The sequence below is a fragment of the Pseudomonas sp. ASL3 genome (genome assembly GCF_056680425.1).
Genome location: NZ_CM155281.1, coordinates 5,236,980 through 5,263,404, shown reverse-complemented (window position 1 = coordinate 5,263,404; position 26,425 = coordinate 5,236,980). Strand labels below are relative to the sequence as shown.

The 26,425-nt window shown below is 59.2% G+C and carries 25 protein-coding genes, 1 pseudogene and 1 riboswitch; of the genes and pseudogenes, 13 read left to right on the top strand and 13 right to left on the bottom strand.

Translation table 11 applies throughout. The annotated features are described in order from the left end of the window. Positions 1-228: 228 nt before the first annotated feature. Both metF and AC1MEE_RS24115 read right to left on the bottom strand, forming a co-directional pair. The gene (gene metF / locus AC1MEE_RS24120) at positions 229-1,074 is read right to left on the bottom strand and encodes a methylenetetrahydrofolate reductase [NAD(P)H] (RefSeq protein WP_480412022.1); all 846 of its coding nucleotides are present in this window, start codon (positions 1,072-1,074) and stop codon (positions 229-231) included. Between the two features lie 175 nt (positions 1,075-1,249). Continuing rightward, on the bottom strand, positions 1,250-2,659 hold the full coding sequence (locus tag AC1MEE_RS24115) for an adenosylhomocysteinase (protein ID WP_480412021.1): 1,410 nt from the start codon (positions 2,657-2,659) through the stop codon (positions 1,250-1,252). 21 nt (positions 2,660-2,680) lie between these two features. Continuing rightward, a riboswitch (S-adenosyl-L-homocysteine riboswitch) is annotated at positions 2,681-2,800 on the bottom strand. Between the two features lie 198 nt (positions 2,801-2,998). On the opposite strand from AC1MEE_RS24115, the gene AC1MEE_RS24110 reads away from it, so the two are divergent. Next, positions 2,999-3,400: an acyl-CoA thioesterase gene (locus AC1MEE_RS24110; protein ID WP_480412020.1), complete on the top strand. Its 402-nt coding sequence runs from the start codon at positions 2,999-3,001 to the stop codon at positions 3,398-3,400. 215 nt (positions 3,401-3,615) lie between these two features. Here AC1MEE_RS24110 and AC1MEE_RS24105 read toward each other — a convergent pair whose 3' ends face one another. Then, a complete protein-coding gene (locus tag AC1MEE_RS24105; RefSeq protein WP_480412019.1) occupies positions 3,616-4,779 on the bottom strand; it encodes an MFS transporter in 1,164 nt (387 codons plus the stop codon). Between the two features lie 248 nt (positions 4,780-5,027). On the opposite strand from AC1MEE_RS24105, the gene AC1MEE_RS24100 reads away from it, so the two are divergent. The 3 genes from AC1MEE_RS24100 (at position 5,028) to AC1MEE_RS24090 (ending at position 6,802) form a co-directional block, all read left to right on the top strand. Then, a complete protein-coding gene (locus AC1MEE_RS24100) occupies positions 5,028-5,867 on the top strand; it encodes an EamA family transporter (protein WP_480412018.1) in 840 nt (279 codons plus the stop codon). 10 nt (positions 5,868-5,877) lie between these two features. Further along, positions 5,878-6,264: an MAPEG family protein gene (locus AC1MEE_RS24095; protein WP_480412017.1), complete on the top strand. Its 387-nt coding sequence runs from the start codon at positions 5,878-5,880 to the stop codon at positions 6,262-6,264. An 88-nt stretch (positions 6,265-6,352) separates the two neighbouring features. Next, on the top strand, positions 6,353-6,802 hold the full coding sequence (locus tag AC1MEE_RS24090; protein WP_480412016.1) for a c-type cytochrome: 450 nt from the start codon (positions 6,353-6,355) through the stop codon (positions 6,800-6,802). Between the two features lie 189 nt (positions 6,803-6,991). Here the strand turns inward: AC1MEE_RS24090 and AC1MEE_RS24085 are convergent, their stop codons facing one another. From AC1MEE_RS24085 to AC1MEE_RS24070, 4 genes and pseudogenes are all read right to left on the bottom strand, one after another. Further along, entirely contained in the window at positions 6,992-7,405 is a 414-nt protein-coding gene (locus AC1MEE_RS24085; protein ID WP_480412015.1) for a DUF1090 domain-containing protein, read from the bottom strand. 41 nt (positions 7,406-7,446) lie between these two features. Further along, positions 7,447-9,122 (bottom strand): annotated as a pseudogene (gene ligB, locus AC1MEE_RS24080) (NAD-dependent DNA ligase LigB). Between the two features lie 235 nt (positions 9,123-9,357). Further along, a complete protein-coding gene (gene metK / locus AC1MEE_RS24075) occupies positions 9,358-10,548 on the bottom strand; it encodes a methionine adenosyltransferase (protein ID WP_480412014.1) in 1,191 nt (396 codons plus the stop codon). 19 nt (positions 10,549-10,567) lie between these two features. After that, entirely contained in the window at positions 10,568-11,563 is a 996-nt protein-coding gene (locus AC1MEE_RS24070) for an ArsR/SmtB family transcription factor (RefSeq protein ID WP_480412013.1), read from the bottom strand. A gap of 212 nt (positions 11,564-11,775) precedes the next feature. Between AC1MEE_RS24070 and tkt the strand changes: the two genes are divergently transcribed. The 6 genes from tkt to fba all read left to right on the top strand — a co-directional run bounded on the left by tkt (position 11,776) and on the right by fba (position 18,081). Then, positions 11,776-13,773, top strand: a complete 1,998-nt coding sequence (tkt, locus tag AC1MEE_RS24065) for a transketolase (protein ID WP_480412012.1) — start codon at positions 11,776-11,778, stop codon at positions 13,771-13,773. Between the two features lie 148 nt (positions 13,774-13,921). Further along, positions 13,922-14,971 carry an erythrose-4-phosphate dehydrogenase gene (gene epd, locus AC1MEE_RS24060; RefSeq protein WP_480412011.1) on the top strand — a complete coding sequence of 350 codons (1,050 nt, stop codon included), beginning with the start codon at positions 13,922-13,924 and terminating at the stop codon, positions 14,969-14,971. A 17-nt stretch (positions 14,972-14,988) separates the two neighbouring features. Next, positions 14,989-16,152, top strand: coding sequence for a phosphoglycerate kinase (locus AC1MEE_RS24055; RefSeq protein ID WP_480412010.1), 1,164 nt, complete (start codon positions 14,989-14,991; stop codon positions 16,150-16,152). A gap of 28 nt (positions 16,153-16,180) precedes the next feature. Continuing rightward, positions 16,181-16,405, top strand: coding sequence for a hypothetical protein (locus tag AC1MEE_RS24050; protein WP_480412009.1), 225 nt, complete (start codon positions 16,181-16,183; stop codon positions 16,403-16,405). Positions 16,406-16,554: 149 nt separating this feature from the next. Next, the gene (locus tag AC1MEE_RS24045) at positions 16,555-16,875 is read left to right on the top strand and encodes an MliC family protein (protein ID WP_480412008.1); all 321 of its coding nucleotides are present in this window, start codon (positions 16,555-16,557) and stop codon (positions 16,873-16,875) included. A 141-nt stretch (positions 16,876-17,016) separates the two neighbouring features. Beyond that, the gene (gene fba, locus AC1MEE_RS24040; RefSeq protein ID WP_480412007.1) at positions 17,017-18,081 is read left to right on the top strand and encodes a class II fructose-bisphosphate aldolase; all 1,065 of its coding nucleotides are present in this window, start codon (positions 17,017-17,019) and stop codon (positions 18,079-18,081) included. 57 nt (positions 18,082-18,138) lie between these two features. Here the strand turns inward: fba and AC1MEE_RS24035 are convergent, their stop codons facing one another. The 5 genes from AC1MEE_RS24035 to choX form a co-directional block, all read right to left on the bottom strand. After that, positions 18,139-19,299: a gamma-butyrobetaine dioxygenase gene (locus AC1MEE_RS24035; RefSeq protein ID WP_480416329.1), complete on the bottom strand. Its 1,161-nt coding sequence runs from the start codon at positions 19,297-19,299 to the stop codon at positions 18,139-18,141. Between the two features lie 13 nt (positions 19,300-19,312). Next, the gene (locus tag AC1MEE_RS24030) at positions 19,313-19,786 is read right to left on the bottom strand and encodes a thioesterase family protein (protein ID WP_480412006.1); all 474 of its coding nucleotides are present in this window, start codon (positions 19,784-19,786) and stop codon (positions 19,313-19,315) included. Between the two features lie 125 nt (positions 19,787-19,911). Continuing rightward, positions 19,912-20,877, bottom strand: coding sequence for an L-carnitine dehydrogenase (locus AC1MEE_RS24025; RefSeq protein WP_480412005.1), 966 nt, complete (start codon positions 20,875-20,877; stop codon positions 19,912-19,914). A gap of 151 nt (positions 20,878-21,028) precedes the next feature. Further along, positions 21,029-21,916: a 3-dehydrocarnitine:acetyl-CoA trimethylamine transferase CdhC gene (cdhC, locus tag AC1MEE_RS24020; RefSeq protein WP_480412004.1), complete on the bottom strand. Its 888-nt coding sequence runs from the start codon at positions 21,914-21,916 to the stop codon at positions 21,029-21,031. A gap of 83 nt (positions 21,917-21,999) precedes the next feature. Further along, positions 22,000-22,947 carry a choline ABC transporter substrate-binding protein gene (gene choX / locus AC1MEE_RS24015; protein WP_480412003.1) on the bottom strand — a complete coding sequence of 316 codons (948 nt, stop codon included), beginning with the start codon at positions 22,945-22,947 and terminating at the stop codon, positions 22,000-22,002. Between the two features lie 202 nt (positions 22,948-23,149). Here choX and AC1MEE_RS24010 point away from each other — a divergent pair, with 202 nt between their 5' ends. Next, entirely contained in the window at positions 23,150-24,094 is a 945-nt protein-coding gene (locus tag AC1MEE_RS24010; protein ID WP_480412002.1) for a GlxA family transcriptional regulator, read from the top strand. 108 nt (positions 24,095-24,202) lie between these two features. On the opposite strand, the gene AC1MEE_RS24005 is transcribed toward AC1MEE_RS24010, so the two are convergent. Then, complete coding sequence (locus AC1MEE_RS24005) at positions 24,203-24,595, bottom strand: lysozyme inhibitor LprI family protein (protein WP_480412001.1); 393 nt, start codon at positions 24,593-24,595, stop codon at positions 24,203-24,205. Positions 24,596-24,835: 240 nt separating this feature from the next. Between AC1MEE_RS24005 and AC1MEE_RS24000 the strand changes: the two genes are divergently transcribed. Continuing rightward, positions 24,836-25,813 (top strand): dipeptidase, encoded by a 978-nt coding sequence (locus tag AC1MEE_RS24000; RefSeq protein WP_480412000.1) that lies wholly within the window; start codon positions 24,836-24,838, stop codon positions 25,811-25,813. Between the two features lie 81 nt (positions 25,814-25,894). Next, positions 25,895-26,425: a DUF5943 domain-containing protein gene (locus AC1MEE_RS23995; RefSeq protein WP_480411999.1), complete on the top strand. Its 531-nt coding sequence runs from the start codon at positions 25,895-25,897 to the stop codon at positions 26,423-26,425.

Sequence of the window (26,425 nt, the reverse complement as noted above, 5' to 3'; positions counted from 1 at the left end):
CACATCGGCGCGGGAAAGAAAGGCGCGACTGGCGTGATCGAGATGCCTTTTGCAAGGCCGAGCGTCCGGGCGTAAGCCTGGCGGGAAGGCCGGAGTATAACAGAGCAATCACCGTGCGCTGCTTTCCTGCTGCTCAACGGTTTTTCTCAGGCTCGGACGCCGGCCCGGCGGGCAACGGCGCCGATGCTTGAATGCTATAGAAGCGGGTTGATCACGTCAGTTTGGTTCTTAACGTGGAAGCTGCAGGTTATTCCAGATGGCCAGGCTGGGATCTGCCTGGTTAAGGGTATAGAAATGCAGCCCCGGTGCGCCGCCTTGCAGTAGGCGCTCACACATTTGTGTGATGACCTGTTCGCCAAACGCCTGGATGCTTTGGACATCATCGCCGTAGGCTTCCAGCTGCTTGCGAATCCAGCGTGGGATTTCCGCACCACAGGCGTCGGAGAAGCGCGCCAGTTTGGTGTAGTTAGTGATCGGCATGATGCCCGGCACCACTGGAATGTTCACGCCCATCTTCTGCACGCGTTCGACGAAGTAGAAGTAGCTGTCGGCGTTGAAGAAGTATTGGGTGATGGCACTGTCGGCGCCAGCGCGGGCCTTACGCACGAAGTTTGCGATATCGTCTTCGAAATTGCGTGCCTGTGGATGCATCTCCGGGTAAGCGGCAACTTCGATATGGAAATGGCTGCCGGTTTCTTCACGAATGAAGGCCACCAGATCGTTGGCATGGCGCAATTCACCGCTGGCCATGCCCATACCCGAAGGCAGGTCACCGCGCAGAGCAACAATACGTTTGATCCCTGCATCCTTGTAGTGCGTCAGCAGAGTGCGCAGTTCGTCTTTGCTATCGCCAACGCAGGACAAATGCGGAGCGGAGGGGATTTTGACTTCGCTTTCCAACTGCAGCACGGTGTTGATCGTGCGGTCGCGGGTCGAGCCACCGGCACCGTAGGTGCAGGAGAAAAAGTCAGGGTTGTACTCGGCCAGTTGACGAGCAGTGGCGAGCAGTTTTTCATGCCCGGCATCGGTCTTGGTCGGGAAGAATTCGAAGCTGAAGCGACGGTCGTTAGACATGGACGCCGATCTCATTGTAGGAGCGGGCTTGCCCGCGATAAGGTCGGAACGACCTTCAAAATGCTGAAACCACATCGGTCACTTGTCTGATCACGACGACCGCTGCGCGGCCGATCGTCCGGATGCGGCCCAGACCAAGCCCGCTCCTACAAAGGGGAGCGGGCTGCCTGGTCAATCAGTAGCGATAAGCGTGTGGCTTGAACGGGCCTTCCACGGTTACACCGATGTAGTCGGCTTGGGTCTTGGTCAGTTGAGTGACCACGCCACCGAAACCACGGACCATTTCCAGGGCCACTTCTTCGTCGAGTTTCTTCGGCAGCACTTCAACCGTCAGACGCTCGGCTTTCTGTGCAGGTGCCAGGTCGGCGTATTTCTGACCGAACAGGAAGATCTGCGCCAGTACCTGGTTGGCGAACGAGCCGTCCATGATCCGGCTCGGGTGACCTGTGGCGTTGCCCAGGTTCACCAGACGGCCTTCGGCCAGCAGGATCAGGTAGTCATCGTTGTGCGGATCGAAGGTGCCAGCGCCGGTACGGTGAATCTTGTGTACCTGTGGCTTCACTTCTTCCCATGCCCAGTTTTTGCGCATGAAAGCGGTGTCGATTTCGTTGTCGAAGTGACCGATGTTGCACACGACCGCGCGTTTCTTCAGGGCCTTGAGCATGTTCGAGTCGCAGACGTTGACGTTACCGGTCGTAGTCACGATCAGGTCGATCTTGCCCAGCAGTGCGGTGTCGATGCTGGCGGCGGTGCCGTCGTTGATCCCGTCGATGAACGGCGAAACCAGTTCGAAACCGTCCATGCAGGCTTGCATGGCGCAGATCGGATCGACTTCGGAAACCTTGACGATCATGCCTTCCTGACGCAACGACTGCGACGAGCCTTTGCCCACGTCACCGTAACCGATGACCAGCGCTTGCTTGCCGGACAGCAGGTGGTCAGTGCCGCGCTTGATTGCATCGTTCAGGCTATGACGGCAGCCGTACTTGTTGTCGTTCTTGCTCTTGGTGACCGAGTCGTTGACGTTGATGGCCGGGATTTTCAGCTCGCCCTTGGCCAGCATGTCCAGCAGGCGGTGAACGCCGGTGGTGGTTTCTTCGGTGACGCCGTGGATGCGGTTCAGCATCGCAGGGTATTTCTTGTGGATGATCTCGGTCAGGTCGCCGCCGTCGTCGAGGATCATGTTGGCGTCCCAAGGCTGGCCATCTTTAAGGATGGTTTGCTCGATGCACCACTCGTACTCTTCTTCAGTCTCGCCTTTCCAGGCGAAAACCGCGATGCCGGCAGCAGCGATAGCAGCAGCGGCCTGGTCCTGAGTGGAGAAAATGTTGCAGGACGACCAGCGCACTTCGGCACCCAGGGCAACCAGGGTTTCGATCAGCACGGCAGTCTGAATGGTCATGTGGATGCAGCCGAGAATCTTCGCGCCCTTGAGCGGTTGCTCGCCGGCGTATTTGCGGCGCAGACCCATCAGGGCAGGCATTTCGGATTCAGCAATGATGGTTTCGCGACGACCCCAGGCAGCCAGGGACATGTCGGCGACTTTGTAGTCGTTAAAATCTGCGGGCGTGATTACAGCACTCATTGAGAGTCTCCATTCGTAGTGTGCGAATGGGCGCCGTTGTGCGTTTAAGGCTCGTCCGGACTGATTCAGTAAAATCAGCCGATCAAACAACGCCCCATCCGAGCCTGACAGGAAAAACCTGCTGCAGCGCCCCTCGGACAGGTGGCGGGAACGGTATCAAGCGAAGATGACCGTTTTGAAGCGGTGGCGATTATAGCTGTGCCGGCGGATCTTCCCAAGGCTTTCTGTCGCATAAAAAGGACGAAAACTAATTGCCACCATAGAAGCACCTGCATAGAGGTAATGTGCCGGGTCTGCCATGATTACCGGCATCAATCGGCAAGACGGTCAGGAGTGAGCATGAATTTCCACACCCGTAAGTGGGTCAAACCCGAAGACCTCAACCCCAATGGCACACTGTTCGGCGGCAGTCTGTTGCGCTGGATCGATGAAGAAGCCGCGATCTATGCGATCGTCCAGCTGGGCAACCAGCGCATCGTGACCAAGTACATTTCCGAGATCAACTTCGTCAGCGCCTCACGTCAGGGCGACATCATCGAGTTGGGTATCACCGCCACTGAATTTGGCCGCACCTCGATCACCCTGACCTGCGAAGTGCGCAACAAGATCACTCGCAAAAGCATCCTGACGGTGGAGAAGATGGTCTTCGTCAACCTCGGTGAAGACGGCCTGCCCGCGCCGCATGGCAGAACCGAAATCATCTACGTGAAGGACCAGTTCAAGGACGACGTGGTCAGTTGAGATCGCATCTCTGATCGTTCCCATGCGGAGTGGGAACGATCAGCAAACCCGGACGACCAGTGTAGGAGCGCGCTTGCCCGCGATCGCTCCGGGGTCGCGTCCGACCAAGCAGTCGCAAAATCAGCGAACTCGATGCTGGCAATAGACCCGTTCTCAGCATTTTTGGGACCGCTTCGCGGTCCATCGCGGGCAAGCGCGCTCCTACAGGGTTTGTGTCAGGCGCTGACGGTCCGCACCTGCCGCCGCTGCAAATAGATATAGAACAGCGCCGTCAGCACAGTCAGTACTGCGACAGCCGCCCCGGTCCAAGGCAGGTCGGCCAGGTCCGCGCCGCTGCCGACCACCAGGCCGCCAATCCAGGCGCCGGCCGCATTACCCAGGTTGAACGCGCTCTGGTTGAGGGTCGAACCCAGGTTCGGCGCGTCGCTGGCTTGATCGATGATCAGCAGTTGCAGAATCGGGCACAACGCGAATGCCACCACGCCCCACAGCAGCAGGGTAATGGCCGCCGGAATGACGGAATGGCTGGTTTGGCTGAACAGCGCCACGATCAGCACCACCGCCACTGACATCCCCACCAGTGCTGGCAGCAAGCGGCTATCGGCCAGTTTCCCGCCGAGCATGCTGCCACCCGTCAACCCCAGCCCGAACAGCAGCAACATGATGGTCACGCCATGGGGGCTGACGCCGGTGACATCGCGCAGGATCGGTGCGATATAAGTGAACACGCTGAACAGGCTGGTAGATGCCAGTGCGCTCATCGCCAGCGCCAGTAATACATTGGGCTTGCCCAGCACGCGGAATTCGGTGACCAGATTGCCCTTTTCCATGGGGATTTCCCTGGGCAGCCAGATCATCTGCGCAATCACTGCGATCACGCCGATCACCGCCACCGCCCAGAACGTCGAGCGCCAGCCAGCGTATTGCCCGAGCGCTGTGCCCAGTGGCACGCCCAATACGTTCGCCAGGGTCAAGCCGGTGAACATCAGCGCGATGGCCTGCGCCCGTTTGTTCGGCGCCACCAGACCTGCCGCGACCACCGAACCGATGCCAAAGAACGCGCCGTGGCACAGGGCGGTGATCACCCGCGCGGCCATCAGTGCGGCATAGGTCGGCGCCAGCGCGCAGAGGATATTGCCGAGGATGAACATCAGAGTCATGCCCAATAATGTGGCTTTGCGCGGCATATTCGCGGTGGCGATGGCGAGGATCGGCGCACCGAACACCACGCCCAGTGCGTAGCCGGTGATCAGCAGCCCGGCGTGGGGGATGCTGACGCTCAGATCGCTGGCGACCTCGGGCAGCAAGCCCATGATCACGAATTCAGTGGTGCCGATGCCGAAAGCGGCAACCGCGAGTGCAAGCAATGCGAGTGGCATGCGTAGGGCTCCGTCTTAAGGGATATGTCTGTACTCTTGACGCCCTGATCAGGCACACGCATGCGAGCGACAGAACTCGATCCGGTGAAGGCTGAGCCCGGTAGATGCAAAGATTATTGGAATAGTTAGAGTGCGCAGCGGATGTGGCGTAGTGGTTGTCAGTATATCCAGCTGCTGACATATGGCGAATCAATTATCCCCGTCAGCACTCTTTTCAATAACGGCAATTTTGAACAAGGAAGTGCCCAGTGCTGGCGACGGCTTTGGTGTTGATCGCAGCGTTACTGCATGCGACCTGGAATACCCTGATCAAATTCAGTGGCGAACGGTTGTTGGTCATCGCCAGCATGGATGCCGTGGCGCTGCTGTTCGCCGTGCTGATGCTCGGCTTGGTCACACCGCCTCTCGCAAGCGTCTGGCCGTGGATGCTGGCGTCGGCCGGGTTCGAATTGCTTTATCGTTATTTGCTGATCAAGGCCTACCGGGTTGGCGATCTGGGGCTGGTCTATCCTCTGATGCGCGGGCTTTCGCCGTTGGTGGTGTTGGGGCTGACACTGGTGTTTGCCGGCGAGCAACTGAACACGCAACAAATCCTCGGAATTCTGTTGATTCCGTGTGGGATGGTCTGCCTGCTGTGGCAGGGTGGGGGCAGCGAGCGCTTGCCTTGGTCGATGTTGCCGGTGGTCGGGCTGATCGGCCTGTGCATAGGCTGTTACACCTGGATCGACGGTCAGGCGCTGAAGCGCGGCGTACAGCCTTTGGGTTATCTGGTGTGGTTGACGCTGATCAGTGCCTGGCCGTTTCCATTGCTGGCGATGTGCAACAAGCGTCAGGCGTTCACCTTGTTCTGGCGTGAACAATGGCGCTTGGGGTTGAGCGTCGGGCTCTGTGTGCTGTTCAGCTACGCCTTGGTGCTGTGGGCCATGCAACTGGGTTCGGTGGCGGAAGCGGCCGCCTTGCGTGAAATCAGCGTGGTATTGGTGGTGCTGTTCGGCATGCGTTATCTGAAAGAACCTTTTGGTCGGCCCCGGCTCCTGGCGTGTGGGCTAGTGTTGCTAGGGATGCTTCTGATGAAGTTAAAACTATAGGGATTGGTTCATGACTGCTGCCTTCTGGTGCGTATTGATCGCGATACTCCTGCCTTACCTGTGTACGGGGGTGGCCAAGTTCAGCGGCGGCAAGTTCGGTCTCCCCGAGAACCACGACCCACGGGCCTTTCTCGATAACCTCGAGGGCTTTGCCAGACGCGCGCATTCAGCGCAGCTAAACAGCTTTGAAGTGACTCCGGCGTTTGCCGCGGCGGTGATCATTGCCCATTACGTCGGCAATGCCCTGCCAGTGACGATCAACGTGCTGGCAGTGATGTTCATCACCAGTCGTCTGCTGTACATCATTTTCTATTTGGCGGACTGGGCCGCTCTGCGCTCGCTGGCCTGGGCCATCGGCATGGGGATTATTGTGACGTTGTTCGTCGTTTCGGCGTGAAGGATGCCCCGACTGCGGCAATGGTGCGCTTGGCCTTTTGCGGTCACCCGAGGATACTGACGGCCGTTTCCCCCAGCCTGTAGCCATCATGACCCTGAAAAGACTTTCCATAGTATTGCTGGCCTGCCTGACCCTGAGTGCCTGCGGTGGCGTCGATCCGAACTCACCGCTGGGTCAGCGCAAGGCGATCTTCAAGCAGATGCTCAAGGCCAGCGAAGACCTGAGCGGCATGTTGAAAGGGCGCGTGGCGTTCGATGGTCAGCGCTTTACCGATGGCGCGACCAAACTCGACAGCCTGTCCCGCGAGCCATGGAAGCACTTCCCGGCGGTCAAGGAAGCCGACAATAGCAGCGCCAAGGACGATGTCTGGCAAAAGCAGGCACACTTCCAGGATCTGGTGAGCTCGCTTGAGTCAGCCACTGGGGAGTTGGTTCTCGCCACCAATGCCAAGCCGTTCAAGGCCAGCACCCTCAACCCTGCGGTGCAGAAGGTTCAGGATGCGTGCGAGGCGTGTCATAAAGAGTTTCGCGATCATTGATTGAGTCAGGCACCCCAAGCCTTCTGTAGGAGCGCGCTTGCCCGCGAGAAGGTCGGTACGACCTTCCGGCGATGGTGGGCCCACTATTTTCAGGAGCGCTCCGCACTGGAGCGCCAGCCCGGTCCATCGCGGGCAAGCGCGCTCCTACAGTCGGAATGTGATCTGTGGGAGCAGGCCTGCGAATGGCCCTCAATCATCACTCGGCTCGACCTTCTCCAGTTCCACCTGCGCGTCTTGCAGGTCTTTGCGCGACTGGGCGAGCTTGTCTTTGTGCTTGTTGATCTTGTCCGGGTCGCCCTTGCTCATGGCTTTGTTCAGGTCCGACTGGCGACGACTGACTTCGTGCTTGGCATCCAGTACTTTCTGTTCGAGTTGCTTGAGCAAGGGGGTATCGGTGCAATTGGCCGTCACTTCACTCAGGGCTTTTTCCAAACCGGCTTGCTGGTCGCTGTTGCCATTGGCCTTGGCTTGATCGGGCTGGGTGCTGATGTCCTGACGCTTGGCGGCACAGCCTGTCAGTTGAGGGGCTTCTTCGGCGGCGAATAGCAGTGCAGCCAGCAGACTGCATGCGGTGAACAAGATGAGTGGTGACAAGAATTTCATATGAGCTCCCTTGAAAACTTCCCTGAAAAGATGATGTTGACCTAAAAACCATCGATGCCCTGAATCCGCAATTGTTCACTCAATGCCTGCACGTGCGGATTTTGAAAAAATGCAGTGAGCTGCGCGGCTCGTCCTGGGCCGATACCCGGCGCGGTTTGCCACTGCTCGACGCTCTTGGACGCCAGCGCGCTCCATTGGTTGCCAAGCTCGACGCCGGCAGTTGGCGGCAGGCCAAGGGCTTTAAGCCAGCGATGAAACGGCTGTTGTCGGGCGTTTTGAAAACTGCTCAGCAGTTTAGCGCCGCTGCGCTCACCAAAGCCGGGAATGTTAACAAGTTGAGCGGCATCGAGGGTCATCCAGTCGAGTAGGCCGTTAATCCGTTCGGCCTTGAGCAGTTTGTCCCAGGTACCGGGGCCGACACCTGCCAACGCCAACCCTTGTTTGCCGCTAAGCCAGGTCAGTCGCGCCTGGAACTGGCTTTCACACCCTGGGCTCGGCTGCCAGCAACTGAGGGGGTGATAGTCGCTCGCCATGGGCACCTTGAGTTCAGCCCGTTCCACGCTGCGCGATACCACGCTGTCCAGACGCGGGATGGTCAGCCCGGCAAGGCTGATCGCGATCTGATCGCCCGGTCTGATATCAAGCTGTTGCCAACGTTGCAGCGAGCCGACGTTGATCCGTTTGACCTGCCGATCGTCCAGACGTACAGGATCGATGTCCAGTACCGGGGTGATTCGGCCGCTGCGCCCGACGTTGAAGTTGACCTTGCGCACCTGCGCCAGCACTTGGGCGTAGGGGTATTTCCACGCCGCAATCCAGTACGGCGCCTTGGCCTGCCAGCGCTGTGCGGGCGGCCGCTGGCTTTGGCGCATGACCACGCCATCGCTGGCGAAAGGCAGCGCGCTGCGATACCACTGCTCGCGCCATGATTGCGCCTGCGCGAAGTTTTCCAGCGGATGGCTATAGGACGCGCTGTCGGGGAAGCCCATTGCAGTCAATCCGGCCAGGCGTTCGGTCAACTGCTCCGGTCCACCGGGCCAGTCCCAGACAAATAACCCGATATTCGCCGCTTCGTCTGCGCTGATGGTCTTGCGCGCCAGCAGCCCGGCGACCTTGCTGCGCGCGTTCAGGCTACCGGCGGTGGCTTGCACGTGATCCTGCAATCGCCAATACAACTCGCTCTGCAGTAGCAGATTTTCCTGTACCGGCAACTGTTGAGGGATCGCTGGAATCTGCCGTGCATGATGGGTCCAATCCTGCCCTTTGAGCCCGTCACCACGACTGATGGCCTGCTTGAAGCGGCCATTTTCATACACCAGCGTCACCGCAACCCCATCGACCTTGGGCTGAATCCACACGTCGTGACGATCCTTGAGCCAGCTTTGCACGGCGCGCTCATTGGGCAGTTTATTCAGCCCGTATGGGGGATTGGATGAGGGATCGGGCCGGCAGCGGTTTTCAGCGGATTGTCATCAGACGCAGGCGCTTGGGCAAAACACCCACGCCACAGCGTCAGGCGAGCGCGGGATTGGTCGTACAGCTCATCGGCGACTTGAGACACACCGATGCGGTGATAGCTGTCATCCCACTCGGTGATTTGCTGTTGCAGTGCGGTGATTTCTTGTCGGGCTTTGGCGATGGGCCAGTCGGGACAGGTAGCGGCGTTGGCGGTCAGGGCGGTGAGGGCGAGTACACAAACGGTCAGTGAGCGCAGCATCGAAGCATCCTTGCTTGAGGAGGGTGCTTGTGAGGCTAGTTGTTGGTGGTGAAGCGGACGGATTGGGTGATTACAGGGTTTTGCGGCGCCTGAAATATTGCTATCGCGGGCAAGCGCGCTCCTACATGGGGTGCGTATATTTGTAGGAGCGCGCTTGCCCGCGATGGCGGTATCGCAGATACAAAAAAGCCCCAGCCGACCGAAATCGACTAAGGCTATTTAAAGCTAAAGCGTCTTACAGACCAGCAGCGATACGCAGGGCGTCGGCGCGGTCGGTTTTTTCCCAGGTGAAGGCGGTGAAGGTGTCATCACCAACTGTCATTTCCACTGGTGTGCGACCGAAGTGGCCGTAGGCAGCGGTGGCCTGGTACATCGGGTGCAGCAGGTCGAGCATGGTGGTGATCGCGTAAGGACGCAGGTCGAAGTGCTCGCGAACCAGGGCGATGATTTTCGAGTCTGGCAGCTTGCCGGTACCGAAGGTGTTCAACGAGATCGACGTCGGTTGAGCGACACCAATCGCGTAGGAAACCTGAATCTCGCAACGCTCGGCCAGGCCGGCGGCGACGATGTTCTTCGCCACGTAACGACCGGCGTATGCCGCGGAACGGTCAACCTTCGATGGATCCTTGCCGGAGAACGCACCACCACCGTGACGGGCCATGCCGCCGTAGGTGTCGACGATGATCTTGCGACCGGTCAGACCGCAGTCGCCCACTGGGCCACCGATGATGAAGTTGCCGGTCGGGTTGATGTGGAACTGGGTGTCTTTGTGCAGCAAATGAGCTGGCACCACGTGCTTGACGATCAGCTCCATCACGCCTTCGCGCAGGTCTTTGTACGCCACTTCAGGGTTGTGCTGAGTCGACAGTACAATGGCGTCGATGCCCACGACCTTGCCGTTTTCGTAGCGGCAAGTCACTTGCGATTTGGCATCCGGACGCAACCACGGCAGCAGGCCGGATTTGCGGGCTTCGGCCTGACGCTCCACCAGTTGGTGGGCGAAGGTGATCGGTGCTGGCATCAGCACGTCGGTTTCGTTGCTGGCGTAGCCGAACATCAGGCCCTGGTCGCCAGCGCCTTGATCTTCCGGCTTGCTGCGGTCAACGCCCTGGGCGATGTCCACGGACTGCTTGCCGATGATGTTCATCACCGCGCAGGTCGCGCCGTCGAAGCCAACATCGGAGCTGTTGTAGCCGATATCGATAATGACTTTGCGGACGATGTCTTCCAGGTCGACCCAGGCCGACGTGGTCACTTCACCAGCGATGATCGCTACGCCGGTTTTCACCAGTGTTTCGCAGGCCACGCGGGCAAACTTGTCTTCGGCAATAATGGCGTCCAGAACCGCATCGGAAATCTGGTCGGCGATTTTGTCCGGATGCCCTTCAGACACGGATTCGGAGGTGAAAAGTGAGTATTCGCTCATATCGACGGGTTTCCTGAATTTACCGATGGTGAGTGTCGCCAGCCGGTCGCTGAAAGTGGCGAACCTGGATCTGGAAACCATTACGTAGGCCTACATAGAGGCTTTCCCCGGGAACGAGTCCCGCAGCGGAGGCCCAACGGGCCAGATCATCCTGTTCAAAACCCAACCAGAGATCGCCGCAGGCCTCCTTGGCCCAACTCTGGTCGTGGCTACACAACTCTGTCACTAATAAGCTACCGCCTGGTTGCACCAGATGGGCCAGTTGCTTAAGGGCTTCGGCCGGTGCGGCGAAATGATGAAGCACCATGTTCAACACTACGCAGTCGGCGCGCACTTCAACGCCGTTCAAGGCATCGGCCAGTTGCAGCTCGACATTGCCCAGCGCCTCGCGCTCGCAGACCTGTCGGGCCAGTTCCAGCATCGCCGGGCTGTTGTCCAGCGCCGTGACGTGGCGGAAACGCCGCGCCAGTTCCGGCAGGAAACCGCCATCGCCCGGCCCGACTTCCACTGCAGTGGCGTCGCTGCCAAAGCTCAGCTTGTCCAGCAGCGACAACAGGCTCTCTCGATATTGCGCCAGTCCGGCGATCAAATCCTGCTGTGCCCGAAATTTTTCCGCGACCCGCGCGAAGAAGTCCTGACTGGCCGTCGCCCGTTGCCGATGCACCAGGCCAATACGCGCCTGAACTTCGCCGGGCAAGGCCAGGTTATCCACTTCATCGAGCAAGGCCGCGTGCAGCCTGCCGCCCGGTTGTCCGGTGTGGGGCAGGGCGCGACGGTAAAAAATCGCATTGCCTTCACGGCGTGTCGCCACCAGTTCGGCCTGGGCCAGCACCTTTAAATGGTGGCTCATGCCGGACTGACCGATGGCGAAGATCTGCGCCAGCTCCAGAACCCCGAACGAATCGTTGGCCAACGCGCGCAGCACATTGAGTCGCAGCGGATCGCCCCCGGCTTTGCACAGGGCAGCCAGGTCGTCGCTGTCATCATGGCGGATTGCAGGCACGCGAAGGTTCATAGGGCAGGCAGTCTAGAGAGCGACCGTTCGCCTCGCAAGAGCAATATCAAAAAGTTTTGATATTGCTCGATGGATGGCGTTTGTCAGGCGCATTTGAGTAAACGCAGGAAAAACGCGCTCCAATGACTATCTGTCATTGCCCCCGAGCAGTGCCTGAGGGAAAATGCTCGCCTTTTTTCCGATCCCATCCTTTCAGTTCCAGGAGATCAGCGATGCCCAGCCGTCGTGAGCGTGCCAACGCCATTCGTGCCCTCAGCATGGATGCCGTGCAAAAAGCCAACAGCGGCCATCCCGGTGCCCCTATGGGCATGGCGGATATTGCCGAGGTGCTGTGGCGTGACTACCTCAAGCACAACCCGAGCAACCCGTCGTTCGCCGACCGTGACCGTTTCATCATGTCCAACGGCCACGGCTCGATGCTGGTGTACTCGCTGCTGCACCTGACCGGTTACGACCTGTCGATCGACGACCTGAAAAACTTCCGTCAATTGAATAGCCGTACCCCGGGTCACCCGGAATACGGTTACACCCCAGGCGTTGAAACCACCACCGGTCCATTGGGCCAAGGCCTGGCCAATGCCGTTGGTTTCGCCATCGCTGAAAAAGTGCTGGCCGAGCAGTTCAACCGCCCGGGTCACAACATCGTCGATCACCACACCTACGTATTCCTGGGTGATGGCTGCATGATGGAAGGCATTTCCCACGAAGTTAGCTCGCTGGCCGGTACCTTGGGTCTGGGCAAGCTGATCGCGTTCTACGATGACAACGGCATCTCCATCGATGGCGAAGTTGAAGGCTGGTTCACCGACGACACACCAAAACGTTTCGAAGCCTACAACTGGCAAGTGATCCGCAACGTCGACGGCCACGATGCCGAAGAAATCAAGATCGCTATCGACACTGCACGCAAAAGCGCGCAGCCAACGCTGATCTGCTGCAAGACCACCATTGGTTTCGGCTCGCCGAACAAGCAAGGCAAGGAAGAGTCCCACGGCGCGCCACTGGGCGCCGAGGAAATCGCCCTGACCCGCGCTGCGCTGAAATGGAACCACGGTCCTTTCGAAATTCCGGCTGATATCTACGCCGAATGGGATGCCAAGGAAACCGGTCTTGCCGTCGAAGCCGAGTGGGATCAGCGGTTTGCTGCCTACTCCGCTGCTCACCCGGAACTGGCCAACGAGCTTATTCGTCGCATCAGCGGCGAGCTGCCTGCCGATTTCGCCGAAAAAGCCGATGCTTACATCGCTGAAGTCAACGCCAAGGGCGAAACCATCGCCAGCCGTAAAGCCAGCCAGAACGCATTGAATGCCTTCGGCCCGCTGCTGCCTGAGTTCCTGGGTGGTTCGGCTGACCTGGCCGGCTCCAACCTGACCATCTGGAAAGGCTCCAAGAGCATCACGGCTGACGATTTCAGCGGTAACTACCTGCATTACGGCGTTCGCGAATTCGGCATGAGCGCGATCATGAACGGCATCGTTCTGCACGGTGGTTTCGTGCCGTACGGCGCAACGTTCCTGATCTTCATGGAGTACGCCCGTAACGCAGTGCGCATGTCCGCACTGATGAAGAAGCGCGTGATCTACGTGTTCACCCACGACTCCATCGGTCTGGGCGAAGACGGCCCGACGCACCAGCCCATCGAGCAACTGGCCAGCCTGCGTTGCACGCCGAACCTCGACACCTGGCGTCCGGCGGATGCCGTGGAATCGGCAGTGGCCTGGAAATACGCCATCGAGCGTAACGACGGTCCATCGGCGATGATCTTCTCCCGTCAGAACCTGACTCACCAATCCCGTCATACCGTGCAATTGGCGGATATCGCTCGTGGTGGTTATGTGCTGCGCGATTGCGATGTCGAGCCTGAGCTGATTCTGATCGCTACCGGTTCGGAAGTAGGTCTGGCGGTACAAGCCTTTGACGCCCTGACTGCACAAGGCCGCAAGGTGCGCGTGGTTTCCATGCCGTGCACCAGCGTCTTCGAAGCGCAGGACGCGATGTACAAGCAAGCGGTCCTGCCGTTGCAAGTCAGCGCCCGTATCGCCATCGAAGCCGCCCACGCGGACTACTGGTACAAGTACGTCGGTCTGGAAGGTCGTGTGATCGGCATGACCACCTTCGGCGAGTCGGCGCCTGCGCCAGCCTTGTTCGAACATTTCGGTTTCACCCTGGAAAACATCCTGGGTACGGCTGAAGAGCTGCTGGAAGACTAAGAAGTAACGCGTCCCCTGTAGGAGCTGCCGAAGGCTGCGATCGACCGAGAATCGGTCGTGGCTTTTGGTGCACAGAAGGTCCTTCGGACCTTATCGCAGCCTTCGGCAGCTCCTACAGGTTCTCTGCAATCCTTCACGCGAGAACCCCATGCCTCAGCCGCGTCCTTATAGAGTTGCTCTCAACGGCTACGGCCGAATCGGTCGTTGTGTCGTGCGTGCGCTCTGTGAGCGAGGGGCGAAGGCCGGGTTTGAAGTGGTTGCAATCAACGATCTGGCCGACATGGCCAGTCTCGAATACCTCACGCGCTTCGATTCCACCCACGGTCGCTTTCCGGGCGAAGTGCGGGTCGAAGGCGAATACCTGCACATCAACGATCACCGCATCAAAGTCCTGCGCAGCGCGATTCCGGAAGGCATCGACTGGGCCGGGCTGGGCGTGGATCTGGTGCTCGAATGCTCGGGTGTCTACCACACCCGCGAAGACGGTCAGCGCTTTCTCGATGCCGGCGCGCCCCGCGTGCTGTTCTCGCAGCCGATGGCCAGCGAAGCGGATGTCGACGCCACCATCGTCTATGGCATCAATCAGCACACACTGACCGGTGATGAACTGCTGGTCTCGGCCGCGTCCTGCACCACCAACTGCAGCGTGCCGTTGCTGCGCCTGCTGGATCAGGCCGTCGGCCTGGAATACCTGACCATCACCACCATTCACTCGGCGATGAACGACCAGCCGGTGATCGACGCCTACCATCACGAAGACCTGCGCCGTACGCGTTCGGCCTTTCAGTCGATCATTCCGGTGTCCACTGGTCTGGCGCGTGGCATCGAGCGGCTTCTGCCGGAACTTGCCGGGCGAATTCAGGCCAAAGCAGTACGTGTGCCGACCGTTAACGTTTCCTGCCTCGACATCACCCTGCAAACCGAGCGTGATACCGATGCCGCCGAGATCAACCGGATCCTTCGCGAGGCTGCCACCAGCGGCCCGCTGAAAGGTTTGCTGGCGTATACCGAACTACCGCATGCCAGCTGTGATTTCAACCATGATCCCCATTCGGCCATTGTCGATGCCAGTCAGACTCGCGTTTCCGGCCCTCGGCTGGTGAACCTGCTGGCCTGGTTCGACAACGAATGGGGTTTTGCCAATCGAATGCTCGACGTTGCGGATCATTATCTGAACGTCATCCACAAACAACAGTAACAAACAGGGACTGCATCATGACCGTGTTGAAGATGACCGACCTCGATCTGCAAGGTAAGCGTGTATTGATCCGCGAAGACCTCAACGTCCCGGTCAAGGACGGTTTGGTAACCAGCGATGCGCGGATTCTTGCTTCGCTGCCGACCATCAAGCTGGCGCTGGAAAAGGGTGCTGCCGTCATGGTCTGCTCGCACCTGGGCCGTCCGACCGAGGGCGAGTTTTCCGCCGAAAACAGCCTTAAACCGGTTGCCGACTACCTGAGCAAAGCGCTGGGTCGTGACGTGCCGCTGGTGGCCGACTATCTGGACGGTATCGAGGTCAAGGCTGGCGACATCGTGCTGTTCGAGAACGTGCGCTTCAACAAGGGCGAGAAGAAAAACGCCGACGAGCTGGCGCAAAAATACGCAGCTCTGTGCGACGTGTTCGTGATGGACGCCTTCGGCACCGCTCACCGCGCCGAGGGTTCGACCCACGGCGTCGCCAAGTTCGCCAAAATCGCGGCCGCTGGCCCGTTGCTGGCTGCCGAGCTGGATGCCTTGGGCAAAGCCCTTGGCGCACCTGCCCAGCCGATGGCGGCCATCGTCGCCGGCTCCAAGGTGTCCACCAAGCTGGACGTACTCAATAGCCTGAGCGCGATCTGCAACCAGTTGATCGTCGGTGGCGGCATCGCCAACACCTTCCTCGCGGCAGCCGGTCACAATGTCGGCAAATCGCTGTACGAACCCGACCTGCTGGACACCGCGCGCGCCATCGCCGCCAAAGTCAGCGTGCCGCTGCCGGTGGACGTGGTCGTGGCCAAGGAATTCGCCGAAAGCGCTGTGGCGACGGTCAAGCTGATCGCCGACGTGGCTGACGACGACATGATTCTGGACATCGGTCCGCAAACGGCGGCGCACTTTGCCGAATTACTGAAATCTTCCAAGACTATTCTGTGGAACGGTCCGGTGGGTGTATTCGAGTTCGATCAGTTCGGCGAAGGCACCAAGACACTGGCCAAGGCCATCGCCGAGAGCCCGGCATTTTCCATCGCGGGTGGCGGCGATACACTGGCAGCTATCGATAAATATGGCGTAGCGGATCAAATCTCCTACATTTCTACGGGTGGCGGTGCGTTCCTTGAGTTTGTAGAAGGCAAGGTTCTGCCTGCCGTTGAAGTTTTGGAGCAACGTGCCAAGGCCTGAGCATCCGGCGTTGGTAAAGGGGAATTACATGATCAAGCCGTTACCGCTGTTCATCATTGCCGGTCTGATGGTCGGGTGTGCCAGTGAGCCGGAAGCCGAAGAGACGCAAACCGCGCCTCGGGTGCTCCAGGTAAGCTGCTACCAGGCTCACTGGCAGGCGGAAACCGTGCCGATCATTTACAAGCGCGGCGGTCAGGAAGCCCTGGACAAGTACGAGCTTATCCCCAAGGTGGCGGAAGTGGGCTGTCCATAACGCTTGGGATGTGGTTGAGCAACCGTGGTGGATGTCGAGGCATACGCCACGGGTGAACTGACCGATGAGCGCAATCAGGAACAAGACTGCCCCTGAGCGACCGAAGTGATTGGCACCTGCCAGGCTTCATGGGGCGACCAGGAGAAGTAATGAAAGGCTTAATCGCCCTTGCGACACTTGCAGTACTTGGCGGTTGCGCCAGCATGAAAGCACCGGAACCGGACACTTGGACCAATTGGGTTTGCGACAGTAAGGCGGGATTGCTGTGGCATTTTACCGATAGCACCAAGAATGAAGTCGATGTTCGCCTGATCGGCAGTGATCAGGTCTATCGTTTGAAGCCTGAGCCCGGCGCTTCTGGTGAGCTGTACAGTGATGGCGTGTTGGCGTTTCACATAAAAGGTGAGGAAGGCCTGGTTTACTGGGTTGCCACCAATGATTTGATCGGTCGCGGTTGCAAGGCTCCATAGTCTGGAGCTGAGGCTGCTACTGAATAAGCGCGACTGCGTAGAGAGAGCGCTCGGCATGTGTACGATGCGCAAAATTTGAATAGCAGCCGCCGTTAAGGCAGGCTTGCACGATTAACGACCCTACCGGGAGAGAGACCTAAAATGGCACTTATCAGCATGCGCCAGATGTTGGACCACGCAGCCGAGTTCGGCTACGGCGTCCCCGCTTTCAACGTCAACAACCTGGAACAGATGCGCGCCATTATGGAAGCGGCCGACAAGACCGATTCCCCGGTGATCGTTCAGGCTTCGGCCGGTGCGCGCAAATACGCTGGCGCGCCGTTCCTGCGTCACTTGATCCTCGCCGCCATCGAAGAATTCCCGCACATCCCGGTGGTCATGCACCAGGACCACGGCACCAGCCCTGACATCTGCCAGCGCTCGATCCAGCTGGGCTTCAGCTCGGTCATGATGGATGGCTCCCTTGCCGAAGACGGCAAGACCCCGACTGACTACGAGTACAACGTACGCGTGACTCAGCAAACCGTGGCCATGGCTCACGCCTGCGGCGTGTCGGTCGAAGGCGAGCTGGGCTGCCTGGGTTCTCTGGAAACCGGTATGGCTGGCGAAGAAGACGGCGTGGGTGCAGAAGGCGTGCTCGATCACAGCCAGCTGTTGACCGATCCGGAAGAAGCCGCTGACTTCGTCAAGAAGACTCAGGTCGATGCCCTGGCCATCGCTATCGGTACCAGCCACGGCGCGTACAAGTTCACCAAGCCGCCTACCGGCGACACCTTGGCTATCGAACGCATCAAGGAAATCCACAAGCGCATCCCTAACACCCACCTGGTGATGCACGGTTCGTCTTCGGTTCCGCAAGAATGGTTGAAAATCATCAACCAATACGGCGGCGACATCAAAGAGACCTACGGCGTACCGGTTGAAGAAATCGTCGAAGGCATCAAGTACGGCGTGCGTAAGGTCAACATCGACACCGACCTGCGTCTGGCGTCCACCGGCGCAATGCGTCGCCTGATGGCTACCAACCCGAGTGAATTCGACCCGCGCAAATTCTTCGGCGAAACCATCACGGCTATGCGTGACATCTGTATCGCGCGTTACGAAGCCTTCGGCACTGCCGGCAACGCTTCGAAAATCAAGCCGATCTCGCTTGAGAAAATGTTCCAGCGTTATGCAAAAGGCGAGCTGAACGCCAAAATCAACTGAGTCCGAGTTGATTGAAAAAGCCCGCAGATGCGGGCTTTTTTGTGGCTGTCTGTCGGCTTACCGCTGCAACACCAATATCCGCGACAGCAGTTCATCCCGGTCGATGTAGCAACCCTGGAAGTGCCTTGCGCCGGTTGCCGGGTCAAACGCATTGCGGGCGTGGAGGGTGCGGCGGTTGTCGAAGCACCACATTTCACCTGGGCTCAACCGCGCAATCACCCGAAAACGCGCTTCGCGGGTCATGGCGATAAAGCGTCGATAGGCCCGATACAGTGCGGGCATCTGGGCTGCCGGTGCATCGAACGGACCGCGCAGGAAGTTGGCCATGCGAATTTCACTGACTCGACCCAGCGCGTCGAGCGCGATGATTGGCGCCAGGCAGCGGTAGTCGCTGTGGCGATCCTTGTTGCGGAATTCCACCGGGATCTCGCACAAGCTGCGGAACGCCTCTGGATCTTCACGGCGTAGCGCATCGGCAATCGCAAAGCCATCGACGAAAATGCTTTCGCCGCCCACCGTTTCATTGACCAGACAATGCAGAAACTGCAGCCCCGGTTGCAGCTCGCGGGTCGGCAGGTCGCTGTGCAGCGGCAGGTTGAAAGCGGTGTAGGCGTTGCTGTCGGCATCGGCTTTTGATTGCACGTTGAACAACACGCCGAAATTACTCTCGCGGATAAACGAAATCCGCTTGGCGATCTGCACCAATGAACCCGGCTCGGTCGGCACGCCGCGCACCTGAGTCAGGCCGATATCGCGTAGGGCCAGCAACCACTTGAGCAGCGTCTGCGGGTCTTCCATCACCGCTTGATATTCGAAAACCGGCAGTTGCAGATCCGCAGTCCACAGCTGGCTTTTTGGCTTGGCCCCCAGTCGCTCGGCCCGCGACGCCTCGTCATAGGCGTGGGCACGTAGCCAGCCGGGATCGAAGCGGCTTTGATGGCCATCCTGCCATTCCACACACAGACAACCCTGGGCATCGATAAGACTGAAGTTCGGCACCAGGACTTCGGCGACATCGACGATTTCCAGTACTTGCTCGCGGGTCACGCTGTACACGCATTCGGGGCACGGGCAGTTGTCCCGCAGCCATTGATGATGAAAGGGGCTGAGTCGCCCATCGGCCCATTGCACTTGCAGCTTGTCCGCCAATGGTTGCACGGCGGTCAAAGCGCTGATCAACGGGTAACTGCGAAAGTCGGCGAAGGCTGAAGTGTTAATGGCGATCTCCTTTTTATTGTTTAGGCAGTCCAATCACGCGACCGACGTAGGCGGGCGGCGGTAAGTCCTTCTGTGTTTCGACCAGGCCCAGCAAGGTGTTCAACACAGGTTCGCTGAAGGGCGCCGAACGCGGGCCAGCCAGGTCGACATGCAGCAGCATTTGCTCATTGGCGGCCAAAGCTTCGTCGCTGCCGGGTTTGTGCAGGCTGTGGTAGAGGTGCACGCGTTTGCGGTCGTGGCCGACCACTTGGGTGCGAACTTCGACCTCTTCGCCCAGCTTCACTTCGTGCAAATAATTGAGATGGCATTCAAGGGTGAACAGCGAATGGCCGCTGGCTTCACGGTTGTCGCTGTCCAGACCCAAGTGGTCCATGAAAGCGTCAGTGGCGTAGCTGAAGATCAGCAGATAAAACGCATCGCGCAGATGCCCGTTGTAGTCGACCCAGTCGGCGAGGACTGGGGTTTTGTAGGTGGTTAGTGTTGGCATGGCAGTCTCATCAATTTTTATTTGGAATGATCCCCCTGTAGGAGCGCGCTTGCCCGCGATGCAGTCGGCGCGGTGTGTCAGGCAAGTCGCTATCGCGGGCAAGCGCGCTCCTACAGGTTTATCGGCTAGTCGCTAAACGCCATCCCATGCTTGGCTTTGGTGGTTTTCACCGCCTCAAGCACGGCCAGCAGGCAGTCATCACGATAGCGTTCCAGGGCCGAGATGCTGTGGCTGCCGAGCTGCTCGGTGGTGCCGTCGACCACATCGTCGATCAGCTTGTCGGTCAGTTCCGGTGCCGGCAAGTAGGTCCACGGCAGTTGCAGTGCCGGGCCGAATTGCGCCATGAAGTGGCGCATGCCGGCATCGCCGCCTGCCAGGGTGTAGGTCAGGAAGGTGCCCATGAACGACCAGCGCAGACCGGCGCCAAAGCGGATCGCATCGTCGATTTCGCCGGTGGTGGCCACGCCGTCGTTGACCAGATGCAAGGCCTCGCGCCACAGCGCTTCGAGCAAACGGTCAGCGATAAAGCCCGGTACTTCCTTGCGCACATGCAGCGGACGCATGCCCAGGGATTCATAGACCTTGATCGCCGCTTGCACGGCCTCGGGCGCGGTGTTTTTGCCGCCAACCACTTCGACCAGCGGCAGCAGGTAAACCGGGTTGAACGGATGGCCCACCACGCAGCGTTCCGGGTGGGTGGCGCTTTCGTAGAATTCACTCGGCAACAGGCCGGAGGTGCTGGAGCCGATCAAGGCGTTCGGCTTGGCCGCGGCGCTGATCTTGCTGTGCAGATCGAGTTTCAGGTCCAGACGCTCGGGGGCGCTTTCCTGAATGAAGTCGGCGTCACGCACGCATTCTTCGATAGTGGCGACGAAGCGCAGGCGATCTTGCGAGGCACCTGGGGTCAGACCCTGTTTTTCCAGCGCCGGCCAGGCATTGGCGACGCGCTTGCGCAGGGCGGCTTCAGCGCCAGGCGCCGGGTCCCAGGCCACCACGTCCAGGCCGTGGGCCAGTGCACGGGAAACCCAACCGCTGCCGATAACGCCGCTACCGAGGGCGGCGAAGGTTTTGATGTCAGTGATAAAAGTCATCGCGAGTTCCTGAATAGAATTCTGTAGGCGATTTTGTGGGAGCGAATTCATTCGCGAAGGCGGTGTGTCAGGCACTGACGATGTTGGATGTGCCGACGTCTTCGCGAATGAATTCGCTCCCACAGTGGGTCTGAGTCGTTGTCGTTATTGATCAGCCGCGCTTGGTCAGGCCCATTTTGATCCGGCCTTCGGCAGGGGTCAGAACACGAGCGCCCATGCGGCTGAGGATTTCCGAGGCACGTTCGACCAGTGCGCCGTTGCTGGCCAGCACGCCGCGATCAAGCCAGATATTGTCTTCCAGGCCGACGCGCACGTTGCCGCCCAGCAATACCGCTTGAGCCGCCATCGGCATTTGCATGCGGCCGATGCCGAAGCCCGCCCACACCGCGTTTTCCGGCAGGTTGTCGACCATGGCTTTCATGGTGGTGGTGTCAGCCGGCGCGCCCCATGGAATGCCCAGGCACAGCTGGAACAATGGGTTGTCGAGCAAGCCTTCCTTGATCATCTGTTTGGCGAACCACAGGTGACCGGTGTCGAAAATTTCCAGCTCGGCTTTCACGCCCAGCTCTTGAATGCGTTTGGCGCCAGCGCGCAGCTGGGCCGGGGTGGAGACGTAGATGGTGTCACCGTCGCCGAAATTGAGGGTGCCGCAATCGAGGGTGCAGATTTCCGGCAGCAGCGCTTCAACGTGCGCCAGACGGGCCAGCGGGCCGATCAGATCGGTGTTCGGGCCAAACTCCATCGGGTTCTCGCCAGCGCCAATCTCCAGGTCGCCGCCCATGCCTGCGGTGAGGTTGACGATGATGTCGACGTCGGCTTCGCGAATGCGCTCCATCACTTCGCGGTACAGGGCAACGTCGCGGCTGAACTTGCCGGTTTCGGGGTCGCGTACGTGGCAATGGACCACGGTCGCGCCCGCATTGGCGGCTTCAACGGCGGCGGCGGCGATTTGTTTGGGAGTGATCGGGACCAGATGGCTTTTCCCGGTCGTGTCGCCAGCACCGGTCAGTGCGCAGGTGATGATGACGTCATGGTTCATTTCAGGATTCCTTACAGGCGGTTTTTAAAGTGTCGTGGTCCCGTCCGCAGTCTTTCAGGCTGCGGATCGGCGGTTCGAGTCGGTTATTGATTGCTGGTCAGTTGCAGATTTGCCGCGGCGTCTTTGCCGTCAAAGGTTGTGACCCCGGCGAGCCAGCGTTTCAGATCTTGCGGATGGTCTTTGAGCCATTGTTTGGCCGATACCAGCGCGTCTTTGTGGTCGAGCAGCGGCTGCATCATCCGGCTCTCGTCTTCTGCGGTGAACTTCAGGTTGGTCAGTAGCTTGTCGACGTTCGGGCAACGTTGGGCGTAATCCGGCGCGGTGACGGTCCAGACTTTGGCCTCGCCTTCATTCGGGCCCAAGGCATCATTGCTGCCAGTGAGGTAGGTCATCTTCTGATTGACGTTCATCGGGTGTGGCGCCCAGCCGAAGAACACGATGGCTTCGTTGCGATTGACCGCCCGGGTCACTGCCGACAGCATCCCGGCTTCACCGGATTCCACCAATTGGAAGTCGCCTAGGCCGAACTCGTTCTTGGCAATCATTGCCTTAATCTGGGTGTTGGCCCCTGATCCAGGCTCGATGCCGTAGATTTTGCCGCCCAGTTCTGTCTTGAACTTGGCGATGTCGGCGAAGGTTTTCAGGCCCTTGTCGGCGAGGTAAGTGGGGACGGCGAGGGTGGCGCGGGCGTCTTTGAGGCTGGGCTCAGACAGCACGCGGACCTGATTGGCTTTCACGAACGGGGTGATGGTTTGGGTCATCAGCGGGTCCCAGTAACCGAGGAACATGTCCAGACGCTGGTCGCGGATACCGGCGAAGATGATTTGTTGTGAGGCACTGGTCTGTTTGGTCTTGTAGCCCAGGCCATCGAGCAAGACCTGGGTCATGGCGCTGGTGGCCATGACGTCGGTCCAGTTGACCACGCCCAAGCGCACGTTCTGGCAGCTGGCCGCTTCAGCCGCGACGGCGTTGCTGGCGATGAAGGTGGTACCGGTGAGTGCCAGCAGACAGCAGCTGATCAGTCTTTTCATGATGGATTCCCTCGGCAGTGGTTATTGTGGGTTCCGGCGTCTTTGCGCGCCGTGAGGCCAAGTTACGCAGCTGCAGCCCCGGGAAAACGCACAGCGGCGACCAGCTCTTGCACAGCAGCGACCTGCCCTCTTGCTGTCCAGATTCAACAGGCGTATGTGGTTATTGATGCTGGCACCGATTCCGACCCTTTGAGTACGCCCGATGTCTCAGGATTACTACTTTCTGCTCATGCCCGGTTTCTCGGTGATGGGCTTTGTCTCGGCCGTCGAGCCGCTGCGCGTGGCCAATCGCTTCGGTGGCGAGCTGTATCGCTGGCACGTACTGAGTGTCGATGGTGGGGCTGTGATTGCCAGTAACGGCATGTCGGTCAACGCCGATGCTGCGCTGGAGCCACTGAAGAAGGGCGCGACGCTCTGGGTGGTGGCCGGTTTTGAACCGCTGAAGTTTTGCACCCCCGCACTGGAACACTGGCTACGCCGCCTCGACCATGAGGGCGTGATCCTCGGCGGCATCGACACCGGCAGTTTCGTACTGGCTCAGGCTGGCCTGCTCGACGGCCATCGCCTGACTCTGCATTGGGAAGCGCTGGACGCGTTCAAGGAATCTTATCCACAGCTGGCAGTGACCCAGGAACTGTTCGAAATCGACCGCCGTCGCATCACTTCGGCCGGTGGCACGGCGTCCATCGACATGATGCTCGACCTGATCGGCCAGGCTCATGGGGCGGAGCTGGCGATTCAGGTCTCGGAACAGTTCGTGCTCGGCCGGATCCGCCCACGCAAAGACCACCAACGCATGCAGATCGCAACGCGTTATGGCATCAACAACAAAAAACTGGTGCAGGTGATTGGCGAAATGGAACAACACACAGAACCGCCACTCAGCACCCTGGACCTGGCCGACGGCATTCAAGTGACTCGTCGTCAGCTGGAGCGGCTGTTTCGGCTGCATTTGAAAGACACGCCGAGCAACTTCTATCTGGGCCTGCGCCTGGAGAAGGCTCGCCAGCTATTACGTCAGACCGACATGAGCGTGCTGGAGATCAGCATCGCCTGCGGTTTCGAGTCGCCTTCGTACTTTACCCGCAGCTATAAAGGGCGCTTCGTGAAGTGCCCGCGTGAGGATCGGCATCGGTCGAATGCGTGAGGGCTACCGGCCTCTTCGCAGGCAAGCCTGCTCCCACAGTTGATCCGGAATGTCCGAAAATAATCCTTTAAAACCAATGATTTAAAAGGTGTTTGATAGGCGCGCGAATCACTCAATCCCGATCGACTGCAAATACTCTGACCGTTCATCGCTCATCTGTGCGAAGCAGTCGTTTTGCCCGATTTCGAGGGTCTGGCTGCCTTTTTCGGTCAGGAAGGTTTGCACCGCGCAGTCGGCTTCGCGCAGTTTGGTCCAGATTTGTTGGGCATTTTTGATTTTGGCGAGGTAGTCGCTCAGTTGCACCGGGTGGTTGGCGTACTGCGAGCTGATGCGCTCGACCAGGTCTTTATAAGCGTTTTCCAGCTCGTGCTCGGAGGTGGTCCTGTTGTAGGCCGAACACTCGAAGCTTTGCTGGGTGGTTTCCACGTTGTCGCAGGGGGTGCTTTCTTCGGCTTGAGCGCCGGCGGCCAGCACTGCCAAAACCAATAACATTGACCTCATTTGCGACATCCTCGTCCGTTGTTAGGAACAATGGTCCGGGATTTTCGCTCAGGTGTCGGGTAAAGAACAGAGGCCAAGCGGTCTATCCGGGCGGGCGGCGCTTACCCTTTGTCGCTTCTTGACGCTTTCGGCAAACCCCCTGTCGTTTTTGCACCCGGCTCGCTTAACCCTCAGGCATATGCTGGCCCCAAAGCGCCGGCAGACGATTCGGCGCATGAATCACTAATAGGGGACAGCCTGATGAGCCCAGCCGAATTGCACGCCGACAGCATCGTTATTGACGGGCTGATCATTGCCAAGTGGAACCGTGAGCTGTTCGAAGACATGCGCAAAGGCGGTCTGACGGCAGCCAACTGCACCGTGTCGGTGTGGGAGGGCTTCCAGGCCACCGTCAACAATATCGCCGCCAGTCAGAAGCTGATCCGCGACAACAGCGACCTGGTTATCCCGGTCAAGACCACCGCTGACATCCGTCGCGCTAAAGAACAGGGCAAGACCGGCATCATCTTCGGCTTCCAGAATGCCCACGCTTTCGAAGACCAGCTCGGCTACGTCGAGATCTTCAAGCAGCTCGGCGTTGGCGTGGTACAGATGTGCTACAACACCCAGAACCTCGTCGGCACCGGTTGCTACGAGCGTGATGGCGGCCTGTCGGGCTTCGGTCGCGAAGTCGTGGCTGAGATGAACCGCGTCGGCATCATGTGCGACCTGTCCCACGTCGGCTCGAAGACCTCTGAAGAAGTGATCCTCGAATCGAAAAAACCGGTCTGCTACTCACACTGCCTGCCGTCCGGCCTCAAAGAACACCCACGCAACAAGTCTGACGAAGAACTGAAGTTCATCGCCGATCACGGTGGTTTCGTCGGCGTGACCATGTTCGCCCCGTTCCTGGCCAAGGGCATCGATTCGACCATCGACGATTACGCCGAAGCCATCGAGTACGTGATGAACATCGTCGGTGAAGACGCTATCGGTATCGGCACTGACTTCACCCAGGGCCATGGCCAGGACTTCTTCGAATGGCTGACCCACGACAAGGGCTACGCCCGTCGTCTGACCAGCTTCGGCAAGATCGTCAACCCGCTGGGTATCCGTACCGTCGGCGAGTTCCCCAATCTCACTGAAACCCTGCTCAAGCGCGGTCACCCCGAGCGTGTGGTGCGCAAGATCATGGGCGAGAACTGGGTCAACGTCTTGAAGGACGTTTGGGGCGAATAACCGCCCAGCCGGTCACCTGAATACATCACCCCTCTGCCATTCGCGCAGAGGGTGTAACCCGAATTTCTGGAGTTTTACCCCATGGCTAAAATCGCCCCGCAACTGCCTATCGAAGTCGACAGCGAAACCGGTGTCTGGACCTCTGATGCTTTGCCAATGCTCTACGTGCCACGTCACTTTTTCGTCAACAACCACATGGGCATCGAAGAAGTGCTGGGCGCTGATGCCTACGCCGAGATTCTCTACAAGGCCGGCTACAAGTCCGCCTGGCACTGGTGCGAGAAAGAAGCTGAATGCCACGGCCTGGAAGGCGTCGCGGTGTTCGAACATTACATGAAGCGTCTGTCGCAACGTGGCTGGGGCCTGTTCAAGATCGAAGCCATCGACCTGGAAACAGGCACCGCCAGCGTACGCCTGGAACACTCGGCGTTCGTTTACGTGTACGGCAAGGTCGGGCGCAAGGTCGATTACATGTTCACCGGCTGGTTCGCAGGTGCCATGGATCAGATTCTTGAAGCCAAGGGCAGTTCGATCCGCACCGTGGCCGAGCAGGTCTACGGCGGTTCTGAAGAAGGCCACGACGACGGCCTGTTCATCGTCAAGCCGTTGTAA